Origin of the sequence: Polaribacter marinivivus (assembly GCF_042651285.1) — a bacterium.
In the GTDB taxonomy this organism is placed as follows: domain Bacteria; phylum Bacteroidota; class Bacteroidia; order Flavobacteriales; family Flavobacteriaceae; genus Polaribacter; species Polaribacter marinivivus.
The window spans coordinates 537,631-563,237 of record NZ_JBHSCY010000001.1; the positions used below are offsets into that span (position 1 = coordinate 537,631).

Below are 25,607 nucleotides of genomic sequence, written 5' to 3' on the forward strand. Positions count from 1 at the left end.
TTTGCAATTCTAATTTTAATACAATGGGTGATCCGTATATTTTAATGCTTGTTGCTTTAGCTGCCTTAGCTATAGTAGACTTAGTAGTAGGAGTTAGTAACGATGCTGTAAATTTTCTAAATTCGGCAATTGGCTCCAAGGCAATATCAGTAAAAAACATAATGATAATTGCGAGTTTAGGTGTTTTTATGGGAGCTATTACCTCTAGTGGTATGATGGAAGTAGCACGTAAAGGGATTTTTAATCCTAGCATGTTTATGTTCCAAGACATCATGTTTATTTTTATGGCGGTAATGATTACAGACATTCTTCTACTAGATATCTTTAACTCATTAGGTATGCCAACCTCTACAACAGTATCTATTGTATTCGAATTATTAGGAGCTGCTGTTTGTATTTCATTAATAAAAATATCTAACAACGATTCTGAATCTATTAATGATATCTGGAATTATATCAACCACAAAAAAGCACTAGAAATTATTAATGGAATTTTGCTTTCTGTTGTTGTTGCTTTTTCTGTTGGTGCATTAGTTCAATTTGTCTCTAGACTAATCTATTCTTTTAATTTTGAGAAAAGAGCTACTTATATTAATGCTTTATTTGGTGGTTTTGCAATTACAGCAATCACATACTTCATTATTATTAAAGGTATGAAAGGAACACCTTTTTATAAAGATGTTAAACACTTAATTGAAGGAAATACTTTAGTAATTATTGCTGGTAGTTTTGTTGCTTGGAGTTTAATTTCTCAAGTATTAATAAAAGCTTTTAAAATTAATATTTTAAAATTAATTATTGGTGTAGGTACATTTTCTTTAGCTATGGCTTTTTCTGGAAATGACTTGGTAAACTTTGTTGGTGTACCTATTGCTGCTTGGAACTCTTTCCAAGCTTGGGAAGTTTCTGGTGTTGCTGCAGATGCATTTTCTATGGGAGTTTTATCTAAAAAAGTGCCATCTAATGTTTGGCTGCTTTTACTTGCTGGTGCAATTATGGTGGTTACTCTTTGGACTTCTAGTAAAGCACAAAATGTAATTAAAACAGGTATTGATTTATCTAGACAAGGTGAAGGGCATGAGAAATTTAAACCAAATCCTTTATCTAGAATTGTGGTTAGAGCTGCAATGGGAATTAATACTGGATTAAGTTACGTTTTACCTAAAAGTACTATTGAATTTATAGATAATAAATTTCAAAAACCAGTTATAGAGTTGCCAAAAGACAAAACTTATGAGTTACCTGCATTCGATTTAATTAGAGCTTCTGTAAACTTAATTGTTGCTGGTATATTAATATCTATAGCTACTTCAATGAAGTTACCTTTATCGACAACGTATGTTACTTTTATGGTAGCTATGGGAACATCTCTAGCAGATAGAGCTTGGGGACGTGAAAGTGCAGTGTATAGAGTTGCTGGTGTAATTAATGTAATTGGTGGTTGGTTTTTAACTGCTATAACAGCATTTTTAGCTGCTGCTTTAGTAGCTTATTTAATAAGTTGGGACAAGGTAATGATTCCAATTTTATTAGCACTTGTGGCTTTTTTAATTAGTAGAAATACTTTACTACATAGAAAAAAAGCTAAAGAAGTTAAAAAACAACAATTTATAGAAAGAGCAGACTTGATTACTATTAATGGTGTAATTGAAGAAAGTGCAGATCATATTTCTGAAGTAGCTTCTAGAGTGAACAAATTATATACCAATGTTGTTAATGATTTGGCAAATCATGATTTAAATAAACTACGTAAAACAGACAAACATGTTGGTAAGCTTAATGATGAAATTGACAGCTTAAAAGATGGTGTGTTCTACTTTATTAAATCTTTAGATGAAACTTCTGTTGAAGCAAGTAGATTCTACATTATGGTATTAGGTTATTTACAAGACGTAGCACAATCTATTAGTTACATCTCTAGAGCTAGTTACAAACACGTAAATAACAATCATAAAAATTTAAAGAAAGGGCAGTTAAAAGATTTAAAATCTATTGATGTTCAGTTAACTACTTTGTTGAGTAATATTAGTGAGATTTTCCACAACAGAACTTTCGATAATTTAGAGAGTCTTTTAGTTGAAAAACAACAATTATTGGAAGACGTTTCTGCTTCTATAGAAAATCAAGTAGCGAGAATTAGAACTGATGAAACCAGCCCAAAAAATACCACATTATACTTTAGTATATTATTAGAAACGAAAGATTTAATTGCTGCTTTAATGAATTTACTGCAGACTTATGAAGAGTTTCACCTAAGTACAAAACAAATAAATTAAACAAAATTTATTTTTAAAATAAAAAACCATGAATTCAATTTCATGGTTTTTTTGTTAGAACCAAAAGCCTAAATTAAACAACAACTGACTTTGGTCTTTTTTGTCTGGTGTCCAAGCATATTTTATTTCTATTGGCCCTAATAAAGAATTAAAACTGTAACCTAAAGCATAACCAGAAAGTACATTGCTAAATAATTCTGTATTTTTAAATACATTATCTTCTACCCTAGCATAGTTAGCTATGAATAATGCATAATGATTGTCTGAAAATTGATATCTTAAATTAAATTCAGATTTGATAAATGACTTATCTGAAAGTTCTGCAAAATCATAACCATATAATGAGACAAAAGTATTTATGTAGTTTTGATTGTAGCTTCCTAAATAAAAATTAAATATTTCTGAACTTGGATTATCTAAAGTAAAACCAGCTTCATTAGTTAGCTGAAAAGTAAGCTTATCCCAAAAAGTTGTAGCAAAACCTAAGGTTCCTTTAGTTTGTGCAAACTTTTTGAAATCGTTATTAAAATCAGTTGAATTTAAAAACCACTTAATTCCTAAGTCTGCATAAAAACCTTTTTCTACAAAATATTTTTTATCATATGTATCTAACTTTAAATATCCATATGTACTATAGTAGGTACTTTTATCTAGAATAGTTTCTTCGTTATTATTAAGAATAGTTGGTGTTGTTATTTTTAAATATTTATGCTCTAACCCCAAACCAATAGCAAATTTTCTACTAAAAGTAGTCTGTACAAATAACTGATTGGTAAAGTCTGTATAGCTTAAATTTATATTACTAATATTTGGCTGATTTATAGCAGATAAATTAAACTTTGCATTGTCTCTAAAATGATTATATCTTGAGTTTAAGCCATAACTAAAATAGAAACCATTATCTACGAAGTAATTTAAATTATACCTTATATTATCACCTAAAATTAAATCTAGAGACAATAAATCGTTATTTATAAGTAAATGCTTTTGTCTGTAATTTGCAAGAATACTAGACTTATATAGCAAATCGTAATGAGCCCCTAAACTTATAGAAGCATTTTCATTTGATTCTTTTAATAAAAATTCTAATGTATACGATTGTTTAGAAGCATCCTTACTAATTAATTTGTAGTTTATCTTATCATAATTTTTGGTTGATAATAATAATTGAATTCTTTTAGAAATTTGTTGTCTAGATAAACTATCGCCTTCTTTTATATTCAATTTTCCTAAAACGTATGCTCTTGTATAATTGTTAGAGCCATTTATATTAATTTTTGAGATATACTTTTTAGATATATCTATTGTATGCTCTTTTCTTTTCTTTTTAATAATTTGTTTTGAAGCAATTTCTTTAAAAACTTCTTCGAACTTTTTTGCTTTGGTGTAGCCTTTTTCTATGATTTCATATTTCTTATCAAAATCTACCACATTAAATTCGAATATATCTGGATGAATATACACATCTAACTTTTCTTTTTCCTCATCACTATTATTATACATTTGATAACTAACAATCTGATTTAAAATAGCAATTACAGATGTTAATTTTTCTTTTTCAAACAATCTACCTTCTACATCTACACCAATTAAAATATCTATCCCTTTTGCTTTCATTATAGAAACAGGAAAATTATTAGCTATTCCTCCATCTACAAGTAATTTTCCATTAATTTCTACAGGATTTAGTAATGTTGGAAATGATCCACTTGCTCTTAATGCTAAAGGTAAAGAGCCTTTTTCTAATAACATTTGACCTCCATTTTCTACATCTGTTGCAATACAGAAAAAAGGAATTGGAAGTTTAGAAAAGTCATTTAAGCCTTCTGTAGAATGTAATAATTCATATAAAAGATTTAGAATATTTTGACCTCTTGAGACTCCTTTAGGTAAACCTATTTTTCCATCTGTAACTGGTAATGTCAAGTTTGTTTTTTCGCCATATTCTTTTTCAAAAAAGGTAGAAGTACTTCTGGGTAATTCATCTCTTAAAAGCGGAATAAAATCTGTTCTTTTTACAATTTCTTCTATTTGGTTTGCAGAATAACCAGCAGCATATAAACCACCAATTATTGCACCCATGCTTGTTCCACCAATATAATCTAACTGAATTCCTGCTTTGTCAATTTCTTTTAATATACCAATATGAGCAAAGCCTTTTGCGCCTCCACCACTTAAAATTAAACCTACTTTGGGTTGTTTTTTTTGAGAAAATAGAGTGCTAGAAACTATTAAAAAGTATAAAAACCATTTCTTTTTCATTATTGGGGTGTGTGATAAAATTCAAATATTTGAATGGCTCTTGAGTTACCCACAACTTCTTTTAATTCTTCTAAAGAAGCATTTTTAACCCTCTTAGCCGATTTAAATTTACGTAATAAAGTTGTAATAGTCTGTTTACCAATATTTGGAATTTGCTCCAGCTCAGATTGTATAGCACTTTTACTTCTTTTATTTCTGTGAAATGTAATACCAAATCTATGCGCCTCATTTCTAAGATGCTGAATTATCTTTAAAGTTTCCGATTTTTTATCAATATATAAAGGTACTTTGTCTCCTGGATAATAAATTTCTTCTAACCTTTTTGCTATCCCTATAATAGCTATTTTTCCTCTTAAACCTAATAGATCTAAACTTTTTAGAGCAGATGATAATTGTCCTTTACCTCCATCAATAACAATTAATTGTGGTAGTGGTTCATCTTCAGTCAATAATCGTTTATATCGTCTATAAACTACCTCTTCCATAGATGCAAAATCATCTGCCCCTTCAACGGTTTTTATATTGTAATGTCTATATTCTTTTTTACTAGGTTTACCATCTTTAAAAACCACACATGCAGCAACAGGATTAGTCCCTTGAATATTAGAATTGTCAAAACACTCAATATGTCTTGGCTCTTTAGAAAGTCTTAAATCTGCTTTCATTTGAGCCATAATACGTTTTACATGTCTATCTGGATCTACAATTTTAATTTGTTTAAATTGTTCTTGCCTAAAATATTTAGCATTACGTTCTGAGAGTTCTACTATACGTTTTTTATCTCCTAATTTAGGTATCGTAACTTTAATATTTTCTCCAACATCAACTTTAAAAGGAACATATATTTCTGGAGATGTTGAATTAAATCTTTGTCTTATTTCTACTATAAAAAGTTCTAATAATTCTTGATCTGTTTCGTCTAATTTTTTCTTTATTTCTGTAGTATGAGACTGTATTATAGATCCGTTTGAGAGTTTTAAAAAGTTGGCATATCCATGAGTTTCATCACTTATAATAGAAAAAACATCTACGTTATTTATAGTAGGATTTACTACAGTACTTTTAGCTTGATAATTACTTAATCTATCTAATTTTTCTTTTATTTTTTGAGCTTTTTCAAACTCCATTTTTTCAGCAAAACCCATCATTAAAGAGGTTAAACTTTCTAAACTTTCTTTAAAGTTTCCCTTAATTATATTTCGAATTTCTTTTATTGAATTGTTATAATGGGCCTCTGTTTCTAAACCTTCACAAGGTCCTAGGCAATTACCTAAATGATATTCTAAGCATACTTTATATTTACCTGTATTTACTTTTTCTCTACTTAAATCGTACTTACAAGTTCTTAATGTATATAATTCTTTAATTAAATCTAAAAGTGCTTTTATTGTTTTTACTGAAGTATAAGGTCCAAAATATTCTGATCCATCTCTAATGACTCTTCTTGTCATAAAAACCCTTGGAAAACGTTCTTTTTTTATACAAATCCAAGGATAGCTTTTATCGTCTTTTAATAATACATTGTACTTTGGTTTGTATTTTTTTATAAGGTTATTTTCTAGAAGTAACGCATCTGTTTCTGTCTTTACAACAATATGCTTTATCGTTTTAATATTTTTAACTAGTACTCTAGTTTTTCCACTATCATGATTTTTTGTAAAGTAAGAATTAACTCTTTTCTTAATGTTTTTTGCTTTACCTACATAAATTATAGTGTTTTCTTTATCTAAGTATTGATAAACTCCAGGAGAATCAGGTAATGTTTTTAATTGAAGTTCTAAAGCATCTGTCATACTTCAAAAATACAGTTTTTTTATAGTAAATATTAATCTATGGGTTGTTGATAATTGTCGAAAAAATTAGTGTTTGTTTTATCTACTACTTGCCAACCGTAAACTGCTGAAAGTTGGTAAATTTTAGAAATCTCTTCAAAAAAACGAGTTTTTGCCTCTTTTTTTAAAGCTGATAGCTCAATTGTATTTTTAATCTTTTCAATACTTTTTTGGTTGATTTTATTTAATTCTTCTTTAGAAAAAGAATTAAATTGACTTTGCTGTAAATCGAAATACTTAACATTTGGTGAAATATTGATTTCTTCTTTTGGTATATTGTTGATATATATTTTTTTAGCTATTGAATCTATTTGAATATCTAGTTTAGATAAATCGTAACCAACCTCAACATTTGCATTTACAGAAACAATGGCTTTTTTATCGAAAGAAACCACATCATAAAAATATTTTTTAGAATCGGAATAATTGTAAATTTCAGAAAAACTTGTTGAAGAAATTACGAGCTTACTCATATTTTTAATGCTGTTTACAATAACATTAATTTCTTCTTTTTCGAAATTAGTTTGGTCTTTTTGATACCAAAATTTGGCAATCAAAAAACCTAAAAGAAAAACAAGAATATATCTAGAAACTTTCAAAAAAACTGAACTAAAATTAGTAGTTACAAGTTACTAAAATTTAACGAGTTCCTAATTTTTCGTTTTCTAAAAAATCTGTAGGTTGATTTTTTTTCTTTGCTTCTTTTGGAAAAGCTTGTTTACTAAAAAAGAATAATAATACTACACCAATAGTAATATACGAATCTGCTGGATTAAAAATATACTGAAAAAAAGTATATGGTTCACCACCAACAAATGGAAACCAACTTGGTAATGTACCTTGCCAAATAGGAAAGTAAAACATGTCTACAACTCTACCATAAAATAACTCTCCATAAGGTTTATCTGCAAATAATGTAGCAACTTTATGAGTAGAATCGTCAAAAATTACTCCGTAAAAAACAGAGTCTATAATATTACCAACTGCTCCTGAAAAGATTAAAGCTATACCAATAATAACAGCATTGTGTACTTTTTGCTTTATGGTGGTAATTAACCAATAAATAATCCCAACTACTGCTACTAATCTAAATAAAGTTAAAAATAACTTTCCATTTTTACCTCCAAATTCAAAACCCATAGCCATTCCATTATTTTCTGTAAAATGGATTCTGAACCAATCAAAAACTACTACTTCTTCACCTAAAATAAAATTTGTTTTTACATAAATTTTAATAATTTGGTCTAAAATTATAGCAATTAAAATAGTTAGTATTGCAAGGGTCTTTTTTGACATTTTAAAAATTTTGAAGTCACAAAAATAAGAATATTATTGTGTTATTGAGTAGTTATAAAAATATTAGCTTTAATAGATTGTATTTTTAGATTTTTCTTAGCATTATTCTTCATCAGTTTATATTCTTTCTTATAGGTTGTATCATTAACCTTAATTTTTCCAATATTAGAAATAACATCAATTTTAGAATCTTTTACTTTAGCATAGACATTTCCTGCATATAACCTTAACTCTGTGTTTTTTTGTATGGTATTTAGTTTTACAATACCATTATCTATAAAAATAGCTAAATTATTTTTACAGTTTTTTGTTTCTATGTCTACGTTTTCTCCAAAAACGGTAATTTTTTTTCCTTTTGGTATTTTTATTACAGCTTCTGCTCTTTGTAATCTTTTTGTTATGAATTTTCTAAAAATTACTTCTCTAGTTTCTGTTCCTTCGAAATGAAAATTAATATTAACTTCATTAGAGTTTTCTGTAATTTTTACAAGCTGATCATCATAACTTTCTGCATATAAAATAACCTCTACAATATCTTTATTTGAATTTTCTATTTTTAAATCGTCTAAACCTGTAGTATAAATATTTACTTGGTTTGTATGTATCTGAATTTGTTTTGCTACTTTTTTTTGAGAAAAAACAGCAATAGAAAATAAAATGAAAGTTATGTTGAAAATTTTTTTCATAAAAAAAGCTTCTAAAATAGAAGCTTTATAAGTTTTATATAAATTGATTATTGACGTCTTTTTGCTTCAATACTTAAAGTTGCATGAGGCACTAACTTTAAACGTTCTTTCTGAATTAATTTACCTGTAACTCTACAAATACCATAAGTACCATTTTCGATTCTTAATAATGCATTTTTTAAATCACGAATAAATTTTTCTTGTCTTATAGCTAACTGAACATTAGCTTCTTTACTCATTACATCTGAACCTTCATCAAAAGATTTAAATGATGGTGAAGTATCATCTGTACCATTGTTAGCATCATTTTTATAAGAACTTCTTAAAAGCTCTAAATCTTCTTGTGCTCTTGCTATTTTTTTATCTATTATAGCTTTAAATTCTTGTAAGTCTTGTTCTGAATATTTTAATTTTACGTCTGACATAATCCTACATTTTATCAATTAATATTTTACTTTTAATGTCGTCAAATTCTATTTCAACTCCATTATTTAATTCATCAACAAAAACCAATTCTTTGGTTAATGTTTCGCTCATAATGTAGTCTTTATTATCATTAATAGAATCTTGTAAGTTGGCATAATTAAGCACAGTTAACTTAATTTTATCTGTTACTTCTAAACCAGTGTCTTTACGAGCATTCTGTATTCTATTTACTAACTCTCTAGCAATACCTTCTTTTCGTAAATCATCTGTTATAGTTACATCTAAAGCCACAGTTAAAGCACCTTCATTAGCTACTAACCAACCTTCTATATCTTTTGATGATATTTCTACATCTTCGAGAGACAAAGTAATATTTTTTTCATTAACGTTTATAGAAATGTTTTTATCTTTTTCTATTTTGTTAATATCTTCTTGTGTAAACTTACCAACTTCTGCTGCAATAAAACGCATGTCTTTCCCAAATTTTGGTCCTAAAACTTTAAAATTTGGTTTTATTTGTTTGATTAAGATATCTGAAGCATCTTCCATCAATTGAATTTCCTTGATATTTACTTCGTGCTTAATCAAATTTGAAACTGCTAAGATTTCTTCTTTTTGTTGCTGACTATCAACAGGAATCATGATTTTTTGTAATGGCTGACGCACTTTAATCTTTTCTTTAGCTCTTAATGATAGTACTAAAGATGATATGGTTTGTGCACTTTCCATTTTACGCTCTAAACTCTTATCTACAAAGGCTTCATTAAATTTTGGAAATTCTGCCAAATGCACACTTTCTGAGCTTTCTTTTTGTGTTACCTTATTTAAATCTTGGTATAATCGATCCATAAAAAATGGTGCAATTGGTGCTCCAAGTTTAGCAATAGTAGTCATACAAGTATAAAGTGTTTGATAAGCAGATATTTTATCTTTTTGATAATCTCCTTTCCAAAAACGTCTTCTACTTAAACGAACATACCAGTTACTTAAATATTCTTGCGTAAAATCTGATATAGCTCTAGCAGCTCTTGTTGGCTCATATTCTGCATAGAATTTATCAACTTTATTGATTAAAGTGTGTAATTCAGATAAAATCCATCTGTCTAATTCTGGTCTTTCATGTAAAGGAATATCATCTTCTTCGTAAGAAAAACCATCAATATTAGTATATAAACTAAAGAATGAATATGTATTGTATAATGTGCCAAAAAACTTACGTTTTACTTCTTCAATCCCTTCTAAATCAAACTTTAAATTATCCCAAGGGTTTGCATTAGAAATCATATACCATCTTGTAGCATCTGCTCCATAAGTAGATAATGTTGTAAATGGATCTACAGCATTCCCTAGACGTTTAGACATTTTTTGTCCGTTTTTGTCTAAAACTAATCCGTTTGAAACAACATTTTTATAGGCAACAGAATCAAAAACCATTGTTCCTATAGCATGTAAAGTATAAAACCAACCACGTGTTTGATCTACTCCTTCTGCAATAAAATCTGCTGGAAATGATTTATTCTCATCAATTTTTGCTTTATTTTCAAAAGGATAATGCCACTGAGCATAAGGCATAGAACCAGAATCGAACCAAACATCTATTAAATCTGACTCACGTTTCATAGGTTGCCCAGTTGAAGAAACTAATACAATTTCATCAACGATATTTTTATGTAAATCTATTTTTGCGTAGTTTTCATTTGAGTTATTACCAATTTCAAAATCAGCAAAAATATCAGCTTTTAAAACTCCAGCTTCTACAGCTTTAGCCATTTCATTTTTAAGCTCTTCTACAGAACCAATGCAAATTTCTTCTTTACCATCTTCTGTTCTCCAAATTGGTAATGGAATTCCCCAATAACGTGAACGTGATAAATTCCAATCGTTTGCATTTGCTAACCAATTTCCAAAACGACCAGTTCCTGTAGATTCTGGTTTCCAATTAATGGTTTTGTTTAGCTCATACATTTTGTCTTTAACATCAGTTACTTTAATAAACCAAGAATCTAATGGATAGTATAAAATCGGTTTATCTGTTCTCCAACAATTTGGGTAACTGTGCTTGTATTTTTCTACTTTAAATGCTTTGTTTTCGTTCTTTAATTTTAAACCTAAACGTTCATCAACTGATAAATATTTTTGTTGATTTTTAATTACAGACTGCATTCTGTTTTGCTGAACTTTTAATTCTTCTTCTAGTTCATCATCATTTAAGTATTCAGCTTTTACATACTCATTTGCAAAACCATAAATAGCATCTTTCACTTCTGGTCTAAAACGCCCTTGTAAGTCAACTAATGGCACTAAATTATCGTTCTCGTCTTTAACTAATAAAGGTGGAATTTCAGGTGAAGCTTGTTTTGCAACCAATGCATCATCTGCTCCAAAAGTTGGGGCTGTATGTACTATACCTGTTCCATCTTCTGTGGTAACAAAATCTCCAGCAATTACTCTAAAAGCATCTTGTGGATTATCGAAAGGTAATGCAAACTGCATTAACTGCTCGTATTTTATACCTACTAAATCTGTTCCTTTACATTCTGCAACAACTAAATAAGGTATTTTTTTATCTTCTTTTGAGAAGTTTTTTAATGCTTCTAAATTTTCAGCTTCAGCGTATTTACCTGAAAATTGTTTACCAACTAAATTCTTAGCTAATATTACATGAAAAGGCTCAAAAGTGTATTGGTTATAACTTGCTACAACAACATAATCTATTTTTGGTCCAACTGTTAATGCTGTATTACTTGGTAATGTCCATGGAGTTGTTGTCCAAGCAATAAAATTTAAATGATCAAACTTTTTTAAGAATTCTGGTAATGAACTTTCTATTGCTTTAAACTGTGCAACAACTGTAGTATCTGTTACATCTTGATAAGTACCTGGTTGATTTAATTCGTGAGAACTTAAGCCTGTACCTGCTTTTGGTGAATAAGGCTGAATTGTATAGCCTTTATAAATTAACTCTTTGTTATAAATCTGTTTTAATAACCACCAAACAGACTCCATATATTTTGGTTCATAGGTAATGTATGGATCATCCATATCTACCCAATAACCCATTTTTTGAGTTAAATCGTTCCAAATATCTGTGTAACGCATTACAGCTTTTCTACAAGCTGCATTGTATTCTTCTACAGAAATTTTAACTCCAATATCTTCTTTTGTAATGCCTAATTCTTTCTCAACACCCAATTCTATTGGCAAACCATGAGTATCCCATCCAGCTTTTCGCTTTACTTGGTATCCTTTCATAGTTTTGTAACGTGGAAAAATATCTTTAATAGCTCTGGCTAAAACATGGTGTACACCTGGTAAACCATTTGCAGATGGTGGACCTTCGAAAAACACAAATGGTTTTGCACCTTCTCTTGAAGTAACACTCTTTTCAAATATGTCATTTTCTTGCCAATAATTAAGAATTTCTTCTGCTACTTTTGGTAAGTCAAGTCCTTTATATTCAGGAAATTTCGCTTTCATTATCTCACTTTTCTGATAAGATTGCGAAATTAAGAATTTTAAACGAAAAGAGTTTTAAAATTTTTCGTTTTTAAAGAAATATATAAACTTTACATAACTGTATTGTAAAGCTCTTAAAAACACGTTATTATATTTAAAGTTAAAAAGACTATCAATCATATCATCTATTGAGAAATTTTTATGGAAAAAACGTATTCTATTTTCTATTTGAACATCTGAATATTTACTATACATTCTTGCTGCAGAATACTCACTTAATTTCCATTTTTTTGACTTTTGTTTTAGCCAAACTTTTCGATATTCTTTAAAGTTATCTTTACCAGTTTCTAGATACTCTTGTATATATTTTGCTGCCAAAGCTCCACTTTGCATGGCATATCTTATCCCTTCTCCACCTCTTGGATTTATGGCAGAAATAGCATCCCCTACACCAACTACTTTATCTTTATAAAATGTATCTTTTAATCCTTTGCAATATCTAACAATACCACCATGTTTATCTATTATCTTATACTCTGTAGCTTGCAGATATTCAGCAATTATTTTTTCTGTAATACTTCTTGTAGTTTTATCTGTTTTATCTTGATCTATTGATTTTAAATGTGTTTTACCTGCACCAACTTTTAATATTCTATTTTCCATAGGAAAAATCCAAGAATACCCTTTTATGGCCCATTTGTGACCTAGAAAAAAAAGTAGCTTATCTTTATATTTATCATATATTTCTTGTGACACTTCAATCTCATATTCTGTTCCACTACCTAAAATCATTTCTGGTTGTTGTTCATTAGCATCAAACATTACCTTTCTTAAAGGGCCAGTTGCATCAACTACAATTTTTGATTTTACTTTTCTTATTTCTTTGGTTGATGAATTTTGTAAAGTAATTTCTACTAGATTATCAATACTTTTTTTGCTAAGGTATTTATAACCCATTAAAACTGTACCTCCGTTTTTTTGGGTTTCTTCAGCTAAAAACTCTCGTAATTTTTGGAAATTTAAAACAACGCCTTTTTTAACTTCACCTTCCCAAATATGAATGTCTTTGGTACATTGTATCACAAGATCTTTCCAATAAGCACCAACTACAGATTCTGGCAACTTAAATTCCTCTAAAGGTGCTAAAGTCATACCTGCACTAGAAAAATTATTCAATTTAAAAGAAGCGTACTTTTCTACTAGTAGTACTTTAATCCCTTTTTTAGATAATTCTCTTGCAGTTTGTCCACCTGCAGGACCACCTCCAATTACTATTACATCATACTCTTCCACAAAAATTGGCATTACATTCCTCTTTCATTCTTAATTTTTTCATAAGCATTCTGTATGCTCTGAAACTTTTCATTTGCTCCTTTTAAATGCTCTTCACCCAAGTCTCTTAATTTATCTGGATGGTATTTTTTAACCATTTTTCTGTAAGCTGTTTTTACCTCATCATTAGACACAGATTTAGTAATCTCTAAGATTTTATAAGCATTATCAGAAGCATCGTAGAACATCGCTTTTATAGATTCATAATCATATTGATTAATATATAAATAACCAGCAATTTTTTTAATTTCATCTACTTCTTTTTGAGTTACAAAGTCATCTGCTTTTGCAATACCAAATAAAAAATGAATTAATTGAAGACGAGAAGCATGTGACATATGTTCTCTAATTTGAATACAAACTTGACGTGCAGAAATATCTTTTTTTACAATTCCTTTAAATAGCTTAAATGCATTGTTAGCTCTTTGTTTGCCATACATACTTAAGAATTGAGATCTTACATAATCTAATTCTCTTTGGTCAATTTTTCCATCGGATTTAATGACAATAGATGCCAAAACCAAAAGACTCATTTCAAAATCACCAGATTGTGTGTTAATAGAACCTCTTTTAGATTCTACTCTTCTTTGATAACTCCTCTTTTCTTTAGTAAGGTCTTCTACATTAAATTCATCAACAAAACTACCAATTGCAAAACCAATTGCAGCTCCTATAGGGCCACCTAAAGTAAATCCTAATCCAGCTCCTAACCATTTTGAAAAACTACTCATATAAAAATTTAAAGCTCAAAGATAAAGAATACTTCTTTTTTTGATTACTTTTTTTAGATATCAATTTTATTGATATATCTATTAGAATAAGTGTTCCTTGGTTTTTGAAGTATACTCTTTTTATAAGTATATTTGTGCTCTAAAATTTAGATTATTATGTATCCAGAAGAATTAGTAAAACCAATGCGTAATCAATTGATTGATGCAGGTTTTGAAGCATTATATACAGCTGATGACGTAGAAAAAGCAATGGCAAAAGAAGGTACTACTTTAGTGATGGTAAATTCTGTTTGTGGTTGTGCAGCAGGTACTGCAAGACCAGGAGCAATAGCTTCTTTAGGTGCAGATAAAACACCAGATCATTTAACAACAGTTTTTGCTGGTGTTGAAAAAGAATCTACTCAAAAAGCTAGAGAATATATGATTCCTTTTCCTCCATCATCTCCAGCTATTGCCTTATTTAAAGATGGTAATTTAGTACATATGTTAGAGCGTCATCATATAGAAGGTAGATCTGCTCAAATGATTGCACAAAATTTAGCAGCTGCTTACGAAGAGCACTGTTAATTAGTTAAAAAACACTATTAAAATCCACGTTAATTCGTGGATTTTATATTTTATATTATGCCTATTATGATTTCTGACTATACTAAAGAGGAATTATTAAAGAAATTAAAAACTCAAAAAACATTATTTATTGCACAAACTGCTGTGATTTTTTTAATGATTGTTTTAGCGGTTTTTTCAACAGCTTCAAATGGAGTTTCCTATCAAACATTTTTACCTTTATTTTTTATTCCAATGGCTGTTGTAATGTGGTTTGAAATGAAAAAAATAAAAAAAGAACTTGCTAAAAGAACTTAAAAATGAATCAGGAAAAAGTAATTAATAATACAATAGTGTTTGTAAAAGAAGAGTTAAAAGATGCTGAAGGAGGACATGATTGGTTTCATATAGAACGTGTGTTTAGAAATACTTTACTTATTTCTAGAGAAGAAAAAGTAGACGTTTTTGTGGTTTCTTTAGCTGCTTTACTACATGATATAGCAGATGCTAAATTTCATAAAGGTGATGAATCTATTGGACCTAAAAAAGCTTCTGAATTTTTACATACTCAAAAAGTTGATAATGGTGTTATTGCACATGTAGTAAATATCATTACTCATATGTCATTTAAAAATGAATTATCGTCAGAAAAATCTCCTATAAATTCAAAAGAATTTCAAGTTGTACAAGATGCAGATAAATTAGATGCTATTGGAGCTATTGGTATTGCTCGTTGTTTTAATTATGGGGGTTTTAAAAATAGACCTTTATACGACCCTGAGATAAGACCAAATTTAACAATGACTAAAGAGGAGTATAAAAAATCTGAAGCTCCAACAATTAATCATTTTTATGAAAAATTGTTATTGTTAAAAGATACTATGAATACTGAGGCTGCTAAAAAAATTGCAGAAGAAAGACATCAGTTTATGGAAACTTACTTAAATCAGTTTTATAAAGAATGGAATGGAACTTTATAGGCTAATTTTCTTTAGCTACTTCTAGTGCTGTAATCTTATATTCTAAGATAGATAACTCTTCTCCACTTTCTATTATTTGTTCAACTGTTAAATTTGAGCTTGTATTTATAAAATCTTTAATTTCTTTGCTTTTAAAAGTATAGTACTCTAAAGCTTTATCTATTTTCTTATCCATAGTTTATTGTATTAAATCTTTCATTTCACTTCTGTAAATAGATGCACTTTTTCCTGTAAATTCTTTAAATAGTTTATTAAAGTGAGAAAAATTATTAAAACCACATTCAAAACTAATATCTGTAATACTCATTGTACTTTCAGCTAACAGCTTAGTAGCGTGAACAACTCTATATTCATTTACAATTTTTGTAAATGTTTTACCTGTCGTTTTTTTAAAATATCTACAAAAAGCTGGTACAGTCATACTTACTAAATCTGAAACTTCATCTAAACTAATATGCTCTTTAAAGTTGTCATTTATATGCTTGTATACAACTTCAATTTTATTGCTATCTTGATGTGTAGCTTCAAAAGCAAAACCATCTGCATTTAATAATGTATAATCGTCTGTTGTTGCTAAATCGTTTAATATCTCTATAAAAGAAGTAATTCTTGATGCCCCTTCTAAATCTACTAGTGCTTCTATTTTGGCACCAATTCTTCTTTTAATATCTATATTAAAACGAATTCCTTTTTTAGCTCTTTCAAATAAAGCGTCTATAGCAGCCATTTCAGGAATTTTAAAAAATTCTTTGCCTAAGAATTCTGGTAAAAACTGAATTAATGTTTCTGATCCGTTTGTCGTTAAACGATCTAAATATCCCATGTGTGGTAAATTAGAACCTATTAACACTAATTGACTATTATTAAAATAGCTAATATGATTACCTATATGTCTTTTTCCTTTACCCTTATTTACATATACCAACTCTATCTCTGGATGAAAATGCCAAAAAGGAGTTATTGTTTTTAGAAATTTTTCGTGCTTTTTAACCAACAATGAACTTCCAAAGTTTGGAATAATTTTTTCTAGTGTAGGTTTTTTCTGTATCATTTTACAAAAATACAACACTAAGAAGTGGAATTGTGTATATAATTATCAATATTGTGTGCTATTTTAACTTTAATAAAGATGTTAAGTAATTGTTAAGTTAATTTAGCATATAAACTTACCAATTATGTTGTTTTCTACTATGCATTTCACATATAACTTTGCAGCATAAAATCAAAAATTTGATTAACAAAGAAAGTAATTTATTAAGATTAAAAAATTGAATTATTTGAAATCTCATAAGTAACTGAATTAATTGCAGTTCAATATGTTATAAAAGATTATTAAAAAAGAAAAACAAAAATTTAAAATAACCCAAAAACAAAAAAAATGAAAAATTTGATTAAAACTGTATTAATGATTGTCTTGGTGATGACAACATTTTTAAATTACGGAAACACAAAAAACAAATTTGAAAATTCATTTACTATCATAAGTAATACAAAATTAAAAGTAGTATTTAATGATGTAAAAAAAGGAGAAATTTTAACTGTTAAAGAAAAAAACGGTACTATATTATATTCAGAAAAAATTTCTACTAATGGTAAATTGATAAAAATTCTAGATTTATCTTCTTTGAAAAATGGTAATTACATTATTGAGTTAGAAAAAGATTTTCAAATTATTGTAAATCATGTTACTATAAAAAATAATAATGTTGTTTTTAATAAAAATAAGAAAGAAGTAATTTTTAAACCAGTTGTTAGAAACGAAAAAAACTTATTAATGGTTTCTAAAATTGCATTTGATAAAGAACCTTTATTGCTTTCTATTTACTATAAAGGAGAAATTATATTCTCTGAAACAATTGAAAATAAAGAGATTATTAACAGAGCTTATAGATTAGAACAAGAATTAGATGGACCTTATAAGGTTGTACTTTACAATAACAATAGAAGTTACACTCATAATTTCAATTATTAAGAAAACTATAGTGTAAATATTTTAAATGTTAATTTGATTAAAAACGAGCCTTAAAAGGCTCGTTTTTTTATTTATTAGGAAAATTAGGCTTTCTTTTTTCTAAGAAGGCTGTAGTTCCTTCTTTAAAATCTTGAGTACCAAAACACGAACCAAACTCATCTATCTCAACATCAAAACCATTTAAATTCTTATCGTAATTTGCATTTACTGCTCTTATTGCTGCTGAAATAGCAACAGAGGAATTTCTTAATATTTTTCCTGCAATTTTATTAGCTAAACCTAATAGTTCTTCTTGACTTGTAACATGGTTTACTAAACCACAATCTTTAGCTTCTTCTGCAGAAATCATGGCTGCACTCATAATCATTTCCATGGCTTTACCTTTACCAACTAATTGTGGTAAACGTTGTGTGCCTCCATAACCTGGTATGACTCCTAAAGAAACTTCTGGCAATCCCATTTTTGCATTGTCTGAAGCTATTCTAAAATGACAAGACATGGCTAATTCTAAACCACCACCTAAAGCAAAACCGTTAATTGCTGCGATTACTGGTTTAGATAAATTCTCTATTAAATCAAATAACATCTCTTGTCCTTTTCTAGCTAATTTACCTCCATTTTCTACTGAGAAATGGGCAAACTCTGAAATATCTGCTCCTGCTACAAAAGATTTATCTCCACTACCTGTAAGAATAATCACTTTTACTATACTATTTTCCTCTAGAGCTTTAAAAGCATTAGATAATTCTAAAATAGTTTCTTTATTTAATGCGTTTAATTTCTTTGGCCTATTTATGGTTACAATTGCTGTTTCATTAGCTTCTTCAACTAAAATGTTATTAAACTTCATACTTTTAATTATACGTTATCGATTTATTTTTTTGGCAAAATTACAGTAAATACAGTTCCAAATCCAATTTTTGAAGTAAAAGAAATTGTACCCTCATAAGCTTCAATAATATTTTTTATCATAGGTAATCCTAAGCCCATGCCACTGCTTTTAGTGGTAAATTTAGGTTCAAAAATTAATGCTTTTACATCTTCTTCTATACCTTTCCCATTATCTGAAACAATAATTTTTACACTGTCTTTTTCAGAAAAAACTTTAACCTCTATTAGTGGTTTTTCTTCTTTATCAATCGCCTGTATTGCATTCTTAACTAGATTGGTTACAATTCTAATAAGTTGTGTTTTATCTAGATTTGCAAAAATTTCTTTTTCTTTTGGTAGGTAGTTAATATATTTTTCACCAAAAATTTCTAAGGCTAGTTTTACCACTTTTACAACATCTATCTTTTCCTTTTTTTGAGATGGCATTTTAGCAAAATCAGAAAATGCAGAAGCAATAGAACTCATTACATCTATTTGCTGAATTAAAGTTTTACTATATTCTGCTAATTTTTCTCTTATATTTTCATCCTCAGGATTAAACTTGCGCTCAAAACTTTGTACAGTTAAACGCATTGGAGTTAATGGGTTTTTAATTTCATGAGCAACTTGTTTAGCCATTTCTCTCCAAGCCTGTTCTCTTTCGCTTTTAGCAAGTTTAGCTGCACTTTCTTCAAGCTGATCTATCATATTATTATATGCTTCAACCAACACTTCTATTTCAGAGCTTGCCTCATCTAAAATAATTTTTTCGTTTCTTTCGTTTAAACGCGTTTGTTGCATTCTTTCAGAAATCGTTTTTATAGAACGAGTAATATAACTTGATAAGAAATAAGCTAATGCTATAGCTATCATAAACATTAAAACATAGACCAAACTAAGTCTCTTTATAAACTCTTCTAACTCTTCTTCTATTTCAGAATTATCTTGAGAAAATTGTAATTCTAAAATACCTATTCTTTTAAACTTGGGGTCGTTAATATATGTATATGAAACTTGATAACCTGTCTCTTCAATCTCATCACTTTTAAAAATTCTGTGGTTTGAATTTTGGGCTAATTCATTAAGCTTATCATAACTTAAAGGCTGAATTTTATTTTCTTCGAATGCATTTGTTTTTGAGGAAACTAATAGGTTACCATGTAAATCAAAAATAGAAATATTGAGTTTATTGATTGATGATATTTCGTAAATACGTTCTTGAAATATTTTTGATAAATTTTCTGTCTTTACAGGATAACTTGTTTTATTTGAAAGTTCTAGTTGTATCGTTTCTATTGTGGTAGCTTCTTTACGTTCGAAACGATGAATATTATAATCTTTTGTTTGTTCATCATACTGATAAACTGTTACCACCAAAATTAGTATTGAGGCTAACAACACCAATAAGGTCATTGATAAAAAAATACGTATTCGTAAAGAAATATTTTTAAACACTAATTTCTAATTATCTAGTTTTATTTTTTTTGTTTTCATGGTCAAAATATCATCAAAATCACCATCTTCATCCCAATCATATTTACTTTTTGCAATAAAACCTTCATCAGTTTCTTTTATATGATAACTCACTTTCATATCTCTACGATTATAAAAAAATTGAACAAAAAGTGAGTCTTCTTTTACTTGCCATTTACCATTTGATTCAGAAATTTTTTCTCCTTTTTTATTTAAAAACCAAGAAGTGAAAGTACCATCAGATTTATAGTTAGATTGTGCAATCAGCTCTGGATTATTTTCAAATTTATCTTCATAAACATTTAAAGAATCTGATTTTTGATGCGTTGGCATTTCAATTTTTAAATATGTTGTTTGCCATGAATTTACCATAAATTCTTTAGAATTTTTATCTGCACTACAGCTAACAAAAAGCATTCCAAAAAAAAGAAATACATAAATAAATCGTTGTTTCATATCCTAAACCTTTTAAAAAATACAATATAAGAATTAAAACTCTAGCGTTTTTATGATTTAACTAATGGATAAAATAGTTTTCTAAACTTTATCATTAAAGGGATTCCTCTTGCTAAAATCCAAATAGTAAAAGCAATCCAGATTGCAACTAATTTATAATCTAACCAATCGAAAAATAGTAAAGTAGGTATAAAGCCAAAAGCTGTAGATAAAATTAAAACATTTCTAAGAAATTTCATTTTACCCATTCCTTTAAACATACCATCAAAAATAAAAGTTAAAGCACTTATTGGCATAGTTAGTAAAACAATCCAAAAAACATGATTAAATTCTGCTAAAACCAAATCTTCTTTTGTAAATATTTTACCAATTAGGTTGTAAAATAAAAACCCAAAACTCATTATGATGAGTCCTGTTATAATTCCATATTTAGTAAGTTTTTTACTAATTACTATAAGAGATTTATAGTCTTTTGCGCCAAATAATTTACCAGCTAAAATATTACCTGCACTTGAGTAGCCATCAATCATAAATGCACCTAATAACCATATATTTATCCCAATAGTATACGCTGCTATATAAGCTGCTCCATAATCTGTTGCATAAGCAGTTGCAAAATATAATGCAGTATTTAATGCTATTGTTCTAATGAAAAGATTACCAATCATACCTAACAATCTTGGAATTTCTTCATGAAAAGGGAAACTTATCTTCAATGAAAAATTTGTTTTCTTTACTAACAAAATAAAAGAAATAATAGCCATAGAAATTTGAGCAATAAGACTTGCATATGCTGCACCTTCTATATTCATTGCAGGTATAAAACCTTCTATTCCATATACTAAAATAATATCTAAAAAAACATTCAATAATGCTCCAAATATGGCAATAATCATAGGATAAAATGTGTTCTGTAATCCTCTAAAAATTCCAAAAATAGCAAAAACAAATAATGAAAAAGGAAACCCAAAAATCCTAATTTTAAAATAGATAATACAATATTCTAAAACAACACCAGAAGCATTATAAAACTGAAAAATTTGCTTTGCAAAAGGATAAGAAATTGATAATATTAATATACTACCTAAAACAACAATACCAATAGCTTGAGCAGGTAAATTTTTTATGATATCTAATCTATTAGCCCCTAAATATTGAGAAATAATAGACGATATAGCACTTCTAATTTGACCAAAAACCCAAACTAACATAGAAATAAAAGCACCTACAATACCAACTGCTGCTAAACTTTCTGTTGCGTTTGTATCTATATTACCAATAATAGCAGTATCTGTAATAGATAAAAGTGGCTCTGCTATACCTGCAATAAGAGCTGGAATAGCTAATTTATTTATACGTTTTAAACTTATATCTGTATTCAAAAAAATATTTTTAGCAAAGTTACATATCTAAAATATAGAATGTATAGCCTTTTTTTAAAAAAGACTACCTTTGCATAAATAAATTGTCACAGAAATGCAACACATTTTAGTACCTATTGGATCTACAGAAAGTGCAAAAAATACGCTACAATATGCTATTGATTTTGCTAAAAATATAGACGCAAAAGTATTTGTTTTTAGAGCCTACAGTGCTCTTAGTAAAGCAGGTACAATAATTAATATAGATGCTATTATAGAACGTGAAACTAACCTATATTTAAAAACTATGGTTAGTGCAGTAGATACCAAAAATGTAGATGTAAAACTTATTTCTGCTAAAGGTTCTGTTGTAGATAGTGTACTTGCAATTGATGATGAATTAGGGATAGATTTAATTATTGCAGGTGCAAGAGCTAACTCTATAAAAGAAGAAGTTTTTTTAGGAAAAACTGCTGGAAGTATAGTTAAACAAACAGACATCCCTGTTTTAGCAATTCCTGATGTTTACAAATTCAATCCTATACATAATATATTATTTGCCTTTAATTCAGGAATAGTAAAAAGTAAAACAGCTTTACATCCATTAAGCTTCATAGTTAAGCAATTTAAAAGTCAAGTAAATTTACTTTTGGTAAAAACACCTGATTATAAAGAAGAAGATTTAATTTTAAACGATAAATTAAAAGATTTACAGTCTACATTAACAGTTACAGAAAACGCTACTACTTTTCAAGGTGTTTTAGAGCATTTTCAAACACATAAGCCAGATATGTTATGTGTATTTAGACGCAAAAGAGGATTCTTTCAAAAACTTTGGGAAAAAAATACAGTACTAAAACAAGAATTTCATACTAGTATTCCTTTATTAATTTTAAAGGGTTAATATTTAGCATCAATAGGTTCTAAAAAACTAATTTCTTTATTATATATTTCTACTATATAAGTTTTTAGTTCGTTTAAAAATTCTTCTAACTTATCTTGAGTTATGTTTGTTTCTGATGGTTTTCTAACACCTGCAAAATCTACACTTAAAAATTGACTGTTCAGATTTTTAAATGAAAAAACACCAGCAGTTAGTTTTTTATTTTTATCGTAATTTTTACTTTTAGTAAATAGAAAAGCATATAACAAAACTTGAATGGCTTTATGATGTTTATCATCTCTTAAATTACTAAAATCTGAAATTTTTAACTCAGTATTTTTTACCAAACCTGTTTTATAATCTATAATTCTAGTTACACCATTTAATTCATCAACTCTATCTACTTTTCCATGAATTTTAATAGGAAAATCTAAACCATCTACATGAATTACACTTGCTAAATCTTCTTCTGTTGCTATAATTTTTAGTTGATTCTTTTTGTTAGAAACCAGCTTTAATTCTTGATTTAAAAAATTATATACAAACCTATTAGCAACTTCAAATATCAATCTGTTTTTACCTGTTGAAATATCTCCGTTTTTAAAAAAAACTTTAAATTGATGCTGAACAATATCTGTTGATTTTTGCATCATATCTTTAATAATTTCTACAGATAGTAATTTACCTACAAGAGGTGTATATAGTTTATCTAAAGTTTCGTGAACAATTGTACCAAGTGTATTTGCTGCAACAGTTTCTTCAACATCATTATACTCTTTAATCTTTAGAATTTTCTGTTTATAAAATGTAATCGGATTTCTTAAATAATTAGTTAATGAAGAAGGTGAAAATCCTTGTTTTGCAATTTCTCTTAATCTTACTAAAATCTGTTCATTTTTGTAAATTTCTTTTTGTTCATTTTTTTGAGCAATAACTAAAGGAGAAATCATTTTTTTAGTAATGTTAGGTTGTAACATTTCTAATTGAGTTACAAACCTACTTTTTTCTCCATTACCAAAACCATCATTTTCAGTATTGTATAAAATATAAATATTTTTAGCCCTTTGTGTCAGCCTAAAAAAGTGATAAGAAAAAATAGCATCTTTTTCTCTGTAAGTAGGTAAACCATATTGGATTTTTACATCAAAAGGAATAAATGAGTTTTTCTGAAAATTAGCTGGCAAAACTCCTTCATTTGCAGAAGCTATAATTATTGTTTCAAAATCTAAAACTCTAGTTTCTAACATTCCCATTAACTGTAAACCTTTTAATGGTTCTCCTTGAAATGATAAACTTTCTTGAGATGTAATCTGTTTAAAAAATTGAAAAAATGTCTTTAAATCAGAGAAATGGTGATATTCTTTCTGTAATGTATTTAATTGGTTTAAAATGGTATAAAATCTAAATAAATATTCTTTTTCTAAAGAAACTGTTTCTTCTTTAATAATATCAATCAAATCTAACATTACAGGAATAAATTGTTGTATAGATGTAAATGGATTAAATATATTTAGAATGCTATTTTTATAATCAAACTCAGATTTTTCTAAAAGATTACTAATTTCTTCTTTTGTAATAAAAGTGATGTTATTTTGTGCAATTGCATTGCAAAACTCATCTATGTTAGGCACTTTTTGATATATAAAAGGCTGTCTAAAAAACTGAATTACGTCTTTAAAATAAAATTGTTGCGTTATAGATTTATTTAGTTTTTCTTGAGTCAAAAAAAGCTTAAAAATCGATGAGAATAAGTTAACAACTGGAATATCTTTTAAAGGATAACCCATAGTAATATTTATAGCGTTTATATTTTTAGGTAAAGAACTTAAAGCAACAGGCAACAAAGTTTCATCTGCTAAAACCAAAGCTGTATTATTAAATTTTTCTTTTTTTTCTAAAATTTCACCTATATATTTTACTTGCGTAATATTTTTTGCAGCTCCAATAATTTCAATATTTTTTGAAGAATTAAAATTGGATGTTAATGTCTTTAACTCTTTATTTTCATAATACTTCCATTCAGATTTATATTGTCTAATAAATTTACCTGCTAAATGATTTGTATTAAAAAAAGTTTCATCAACATCCCAATAAATTTCAGAACTACCACTCTCTAATACTTTTTGAAAAATAAATTCTTCTGCTTTATTTAACGCATTAAAACCAATAAAAGAAAAAGTTTTATGACTATTCTTAGTTAAATAAGAGTCTATTTTATTACATGCTTCCCTGTAAATTAAACCTTGATATCCTATATTTTTACGCTTTAAAAACGTGTATAATTCTTTATAATAACTATTTAGTTTTTCTAAAAAAGAATGATGATCTTTTATTAAGTCTGTTTCTTTAAAAGTACCTTTTACAGACCATTTTCTTAGTCTTTCTATATCTCTTATATAAGCAAAAATATCGTCTGTATTAATTAAATGCTGATCAATTTCATTAAAATCTTGAAGCACTGTACTTGCCCAAGAAGTAAAAGTATCAAAAGAAATTTGGTCTTTTTCAAGCTTTTTATAAATCGCATAAAATTCAAATAATAATTGAATATTATCTATTTGATAAATTTCTGAAACTTGTTGTATAAACTCTTCAATACTTAAAATTTCTGGTAAGAACCCAATAGTTATTTTATCTTTTAGATCTTGTTTAACAAATACTTTAGCTCTCTGAGATGGTAAAATTATAACTGCATTTTCTAATGAAGAAGTATTTTTAAGAACATCATTTAAAGTTTCTGAAATAAAGGTCTGCATAGAATAATAAAAA

The 25,607-nt window shown here is 27.8% G+C and carries 22 protein-coding genes; 6 read left to right on the plus strand and 16 right to left on the minus strand.

Annotated elements, in window-relative coordinates; translation table 11 throughout:
• Window positions 1–23 precede the first annotated feature (23 nt).
• Window positions 24–2,276, plus strand: coding sequence for an inorganic phosphate transporter (locus ACFOWD_RS02520; protein ID WP_377407855.1), 2,253 nt, complete (start codon window positions 24–26; stop codon window positions 2,274–2,276).
• A 54-nt stretch (window positions 2,277–2,330) separates the two neighbouring features.
• Here the strand turns inward: ACFOWD_RS02520 and ACFOWD_RS02525 are convergent, their stop codons facing one another.
• From ACFOWD_RS02525 to ACFOWD_RS02565, 9 genes are read right to left on the minus strand one after another with little or no spacing between them, the layout of a single operon-like run.
• Window positions 2,331–4,538: a patatin-like phospholipase family protein gene (locus ACFOWD_RS02525; RefSeq protein WP_377407857.1), complete on the minus strand. Its 2,208-nt coding sequence runs from the start codon at window positions 4,536–4,538 to the stop codon at window positions 2,331–2,333.
• Complete coding sequence (gene uvrC, locus ACFOWD_RS02530; protein WP_377407859.1) at window positions 4,538–6,331, minus strand: excinuclease ABC subunit UvrC; 1,794 nt, start codon at window positions 6,329–6,331, stop codon at window positions 4,538–4,540. Before uvrC ends, ACFOWD_RS02525 begins: the two co-directional genes overlap by 1 nt.
• A 32-nt stretch (window positions 6,332–6,363) precedes the next feature.
• Entirely contained in the window at window positions 6,364–6,969 is a 606-nt protein-coding gene (locus ACFOWD_RS02535) for a DUF4230 domain-containing protein (protein WP_377407861.1), read from the minus strand.
• A gap of 40 nt (window positions 6,970–7,009) precedes the next feature.
• Window positions 7,010–7,666: a lipoprotein signal peptidase gene (locus ACFOWD_RS02540; protein ID WP_377407863.1), complete on the minus strand. Its 657-nt coding sequence runs from the start codon at window positions 7,664–7,666 to the stop codon at window positions 7,010–7,012.
• Between the two features lie 41 nt (window positions 7,667–7,707).
• Window positions 7,708–8,352, minus strand: a complete 645-nt coding sequence (locus tag ACFOWD_RS02545; protein WP_377407865.1) for a hypothetical protein — start codon at window positions 8,350–8,352, stop codon at window positions 7,708–7,710.
• A gap of 47 nt (window positions 8,353–8,399) precedes the next feature.
• Window positions 8,400–8,777, minus strand: coding sequence for a TraR/DksA family transcriptional regulator (locus tag ACFOWD_RS02550; protein WP_298990150.1), 378 nt, complete (start codon window positions 8,775–8,777; stop codon window positions 8,400–8,402).
• 4 nt (window positions 8,778–8,781) lie between these two features.
• Window positions 8,782–12,255 (minus strand): isoleucine--tRNA ligase, encoded by a 3,474-nt coding sequence (ileS, locus tag ACFOWD_RS02555; RefSeq protein ID WP_377407867.1) that lies wholly within the window; start codon window positions 12,253–12,255, stop codon window positions 8,782–8,784.
• Between the two features lie 54 nt (window positions 12,256–12,309).
• Window positions 12,310–13,539, minus strand: a complete 1,230-nt coding sequence (locus tag ACFOWD_RS02560) for an FAD-dependent monooxygenase (RefSeq protein ID WP_377407869.1) — start codon at window positions 13,537–13,539, stop codon at window positions 12,310–12,312.
• The gene (locus tag ACFOWD_RS02565; protein WP_377407871.1) at window positions 13,539–14,297 is read right to left on the minus strand and encodes a TerB family tellurite resistance protein; all 759 of its coding nucleotides are present in this window, start codon (window positions 14,295–14,297) and stop codon (window positions 13,539–13,541) included. The genes ACFOWD_RS02560 and ACFOWD_RS02565 overlap by 1 nt, the downstream gene beginning before the upstream one ends.
• Window positions 14,298–14,453: 156 nt before the next feature.
• Here ACFOWD_RS02565 and ACFOWD_RS02570 point away from each other — a divergent pair, with 156 nt between their 5' ends.
• From ACFOWD_RS02570 to ACFOWD_RS02580, 3 genes are read left to right on the plus strand one after another with little or no spacing between them, the layout of a single operon-like run.
• Window positions 14,454–14,864: a BrxA/BrxB family bacilliredoxin gene (locus ACFOWD_RS02570; protein WP_298990160.1), complete on the plus strand. Its 411-nt coding sequence runs from the start codon at window positions 14,454–14,456 to the stop codon at window positions 14,862–14,864.
• A 36-nt stretch (window positions 14,865–14,900) separates the two neighbouring features.
• Window positions 14,901–15,161 (plus strand): hypothetical protein, encoded by a 261-nt coding sequence (locus tag ACFOWD_RS02575; protein WP_377407873.1) that lies wholly within the window; start codon window positions 14,901–14,903, stop codon window positions 15,159–15,161.
• A gap of 2 nt (window positions 15,162–15,163) precedes the next feature.
• Entirely contained in the window at window positions 15,164–15,823 is a 660-nt protein-coding gene (locus tag ACFOWD_RS02580; protein WP_377407875.1) for an HD domain-containing protein, read from the plus strand.
• Between the two features lies 1 nt (window position 15,824).
• Here the strand turns inward: ACFOWD_RS02580 and ACFOWD_RS02585 are convergent, their stop codons facing one another.
• Window positions 15,825–15,998 (minus strand): hypothetical protein, encoded by a 174-nt coding sequence (locus ACFOWD_RS02585; RefSeq protein WP_298990171.1) that lies wholly within the window; start codon window positions 15,996–15,998, stop codon window positions 15,825–15,827.
• Window positions 15,999–16,001: 3 nt separating this feature from the next.
• A complete protein-coding gene (locus tag ACFOWD_RS02590; protein ID WP_377407877.1) occupies window positions 16,002–16,874 on the minus strand; it encodes an AraC family transcriptional regulator in 873 nt (290 codons plus the stop codon).
• Window positions 16,875–17,201: 327 nt separating this feature from the next.
• On the opposite strand from ACFOWD_RS02590, the gene ACFOWD_RS02595 reads away from it, so the two are divergent.
• Window positions 17,202–17,795 carry a hypothetical protein gene (locus tag ACFOWD_RS02595; protein ID WP_377407879.1) on the plus strand — a complete coding sequence of 198 codons (594 nt, stop codon included), beginning with the start codon at window positions 17,202–17,204 and terminating at the stop codon, window positions 17,793–17,795.
• Window positions 17,796–17,862: 67 nt separating this feature from the next.
• Here the strand turns inward: ACFOWD_RS02595 and ACFOWD_RS02600 are convergent, their stop codons facing one another.
• The 4 genes from ACFOWD_RS02600 to ACFOWD_RS02615 are packed head-to-tail and all read right to left on the minus strand — an operon-like array spanning window position 17,863 to window position 21,976.
• Window positions 17,863–18,645 (minus strand): enoyl-CoA hydratase/isomerase family protein, encoded by a 783-nt coding sequence (locus ACFOWD_RS02600; protein WP_377407881.1) that lies wholly within the window; start codon window positions 18,643–18,645, stop codon window positions 17,863–17,865.
• A 23-nt stretch (window positions 18,646–18,668) separates the two neighbouring features.
• Window positions 18,669–20,078, minus strand: coding sequence for a sensor histidine kinase (locus ACFOWD_RS02605; RefSeq protein WP_298990182.1), 1,410 nt, complete (start codon window positions 20,076–20,078; stop codon window positions 18,669–18,671).
• Window positions 20,079–20,126: 48 nt separating this feature from the next.
• Entirely contained in the window at window positions 20,127–20,594 is a 468-nt protein-coding gene (locus ACFOWD_RS02610; protein ID WP_377407883.1) for a hypothetical protein, read from the minus strand.
• A gap of 50 nt (window positions 20,595–20,644) precedes the next feature.
• Entirely contained in the window at window positions 20,645–21,976 is a 1,332-nt protein-coding gene (locus ACFOWD_RS02615; RefSeq protein ID WP_377407885.1) for an MATE family efflux transporter, read from the minus strand.
• Between the two features lie 94 nt (window positions 21,977–22,070).
• On the opposite strand from ACFOWD_RS02615, the gene ACFOWD_RS02620 reads away from it, so the two are divergent.
• Window positions 22,071–22,859, plus strand: coding sequence for a universal stress protein (locus ACFOWD_RS02620; RefSeq protein ID WP_377407886.1), 789 nt, complete (start codon window positions 22,071–22,073; stop codon window positions 22,857–22,859).
• Here the strand turns inward: ACFOWD_RS02620 and ACFOWD_RS02625 are convergent.
• A complete protein-coding gene (locus tag ACFOWD_RS02625; RefSeq protein ID WP_377407888.1) occupies window positions 22,856–25,594 on the minus strand; it encodes a PD-(D/E)XK nuclease family protein in 2,739 nt (912 codons plus the stop codon). The two genes, ACFOWD_RS02620 and ACFOWD_RS02625, sit on opposite strands and share 4 nt — an antisense overlap.
• Between the last annotated feature and the right edge of the window lie 13 nt (window positions 25,595–25,607).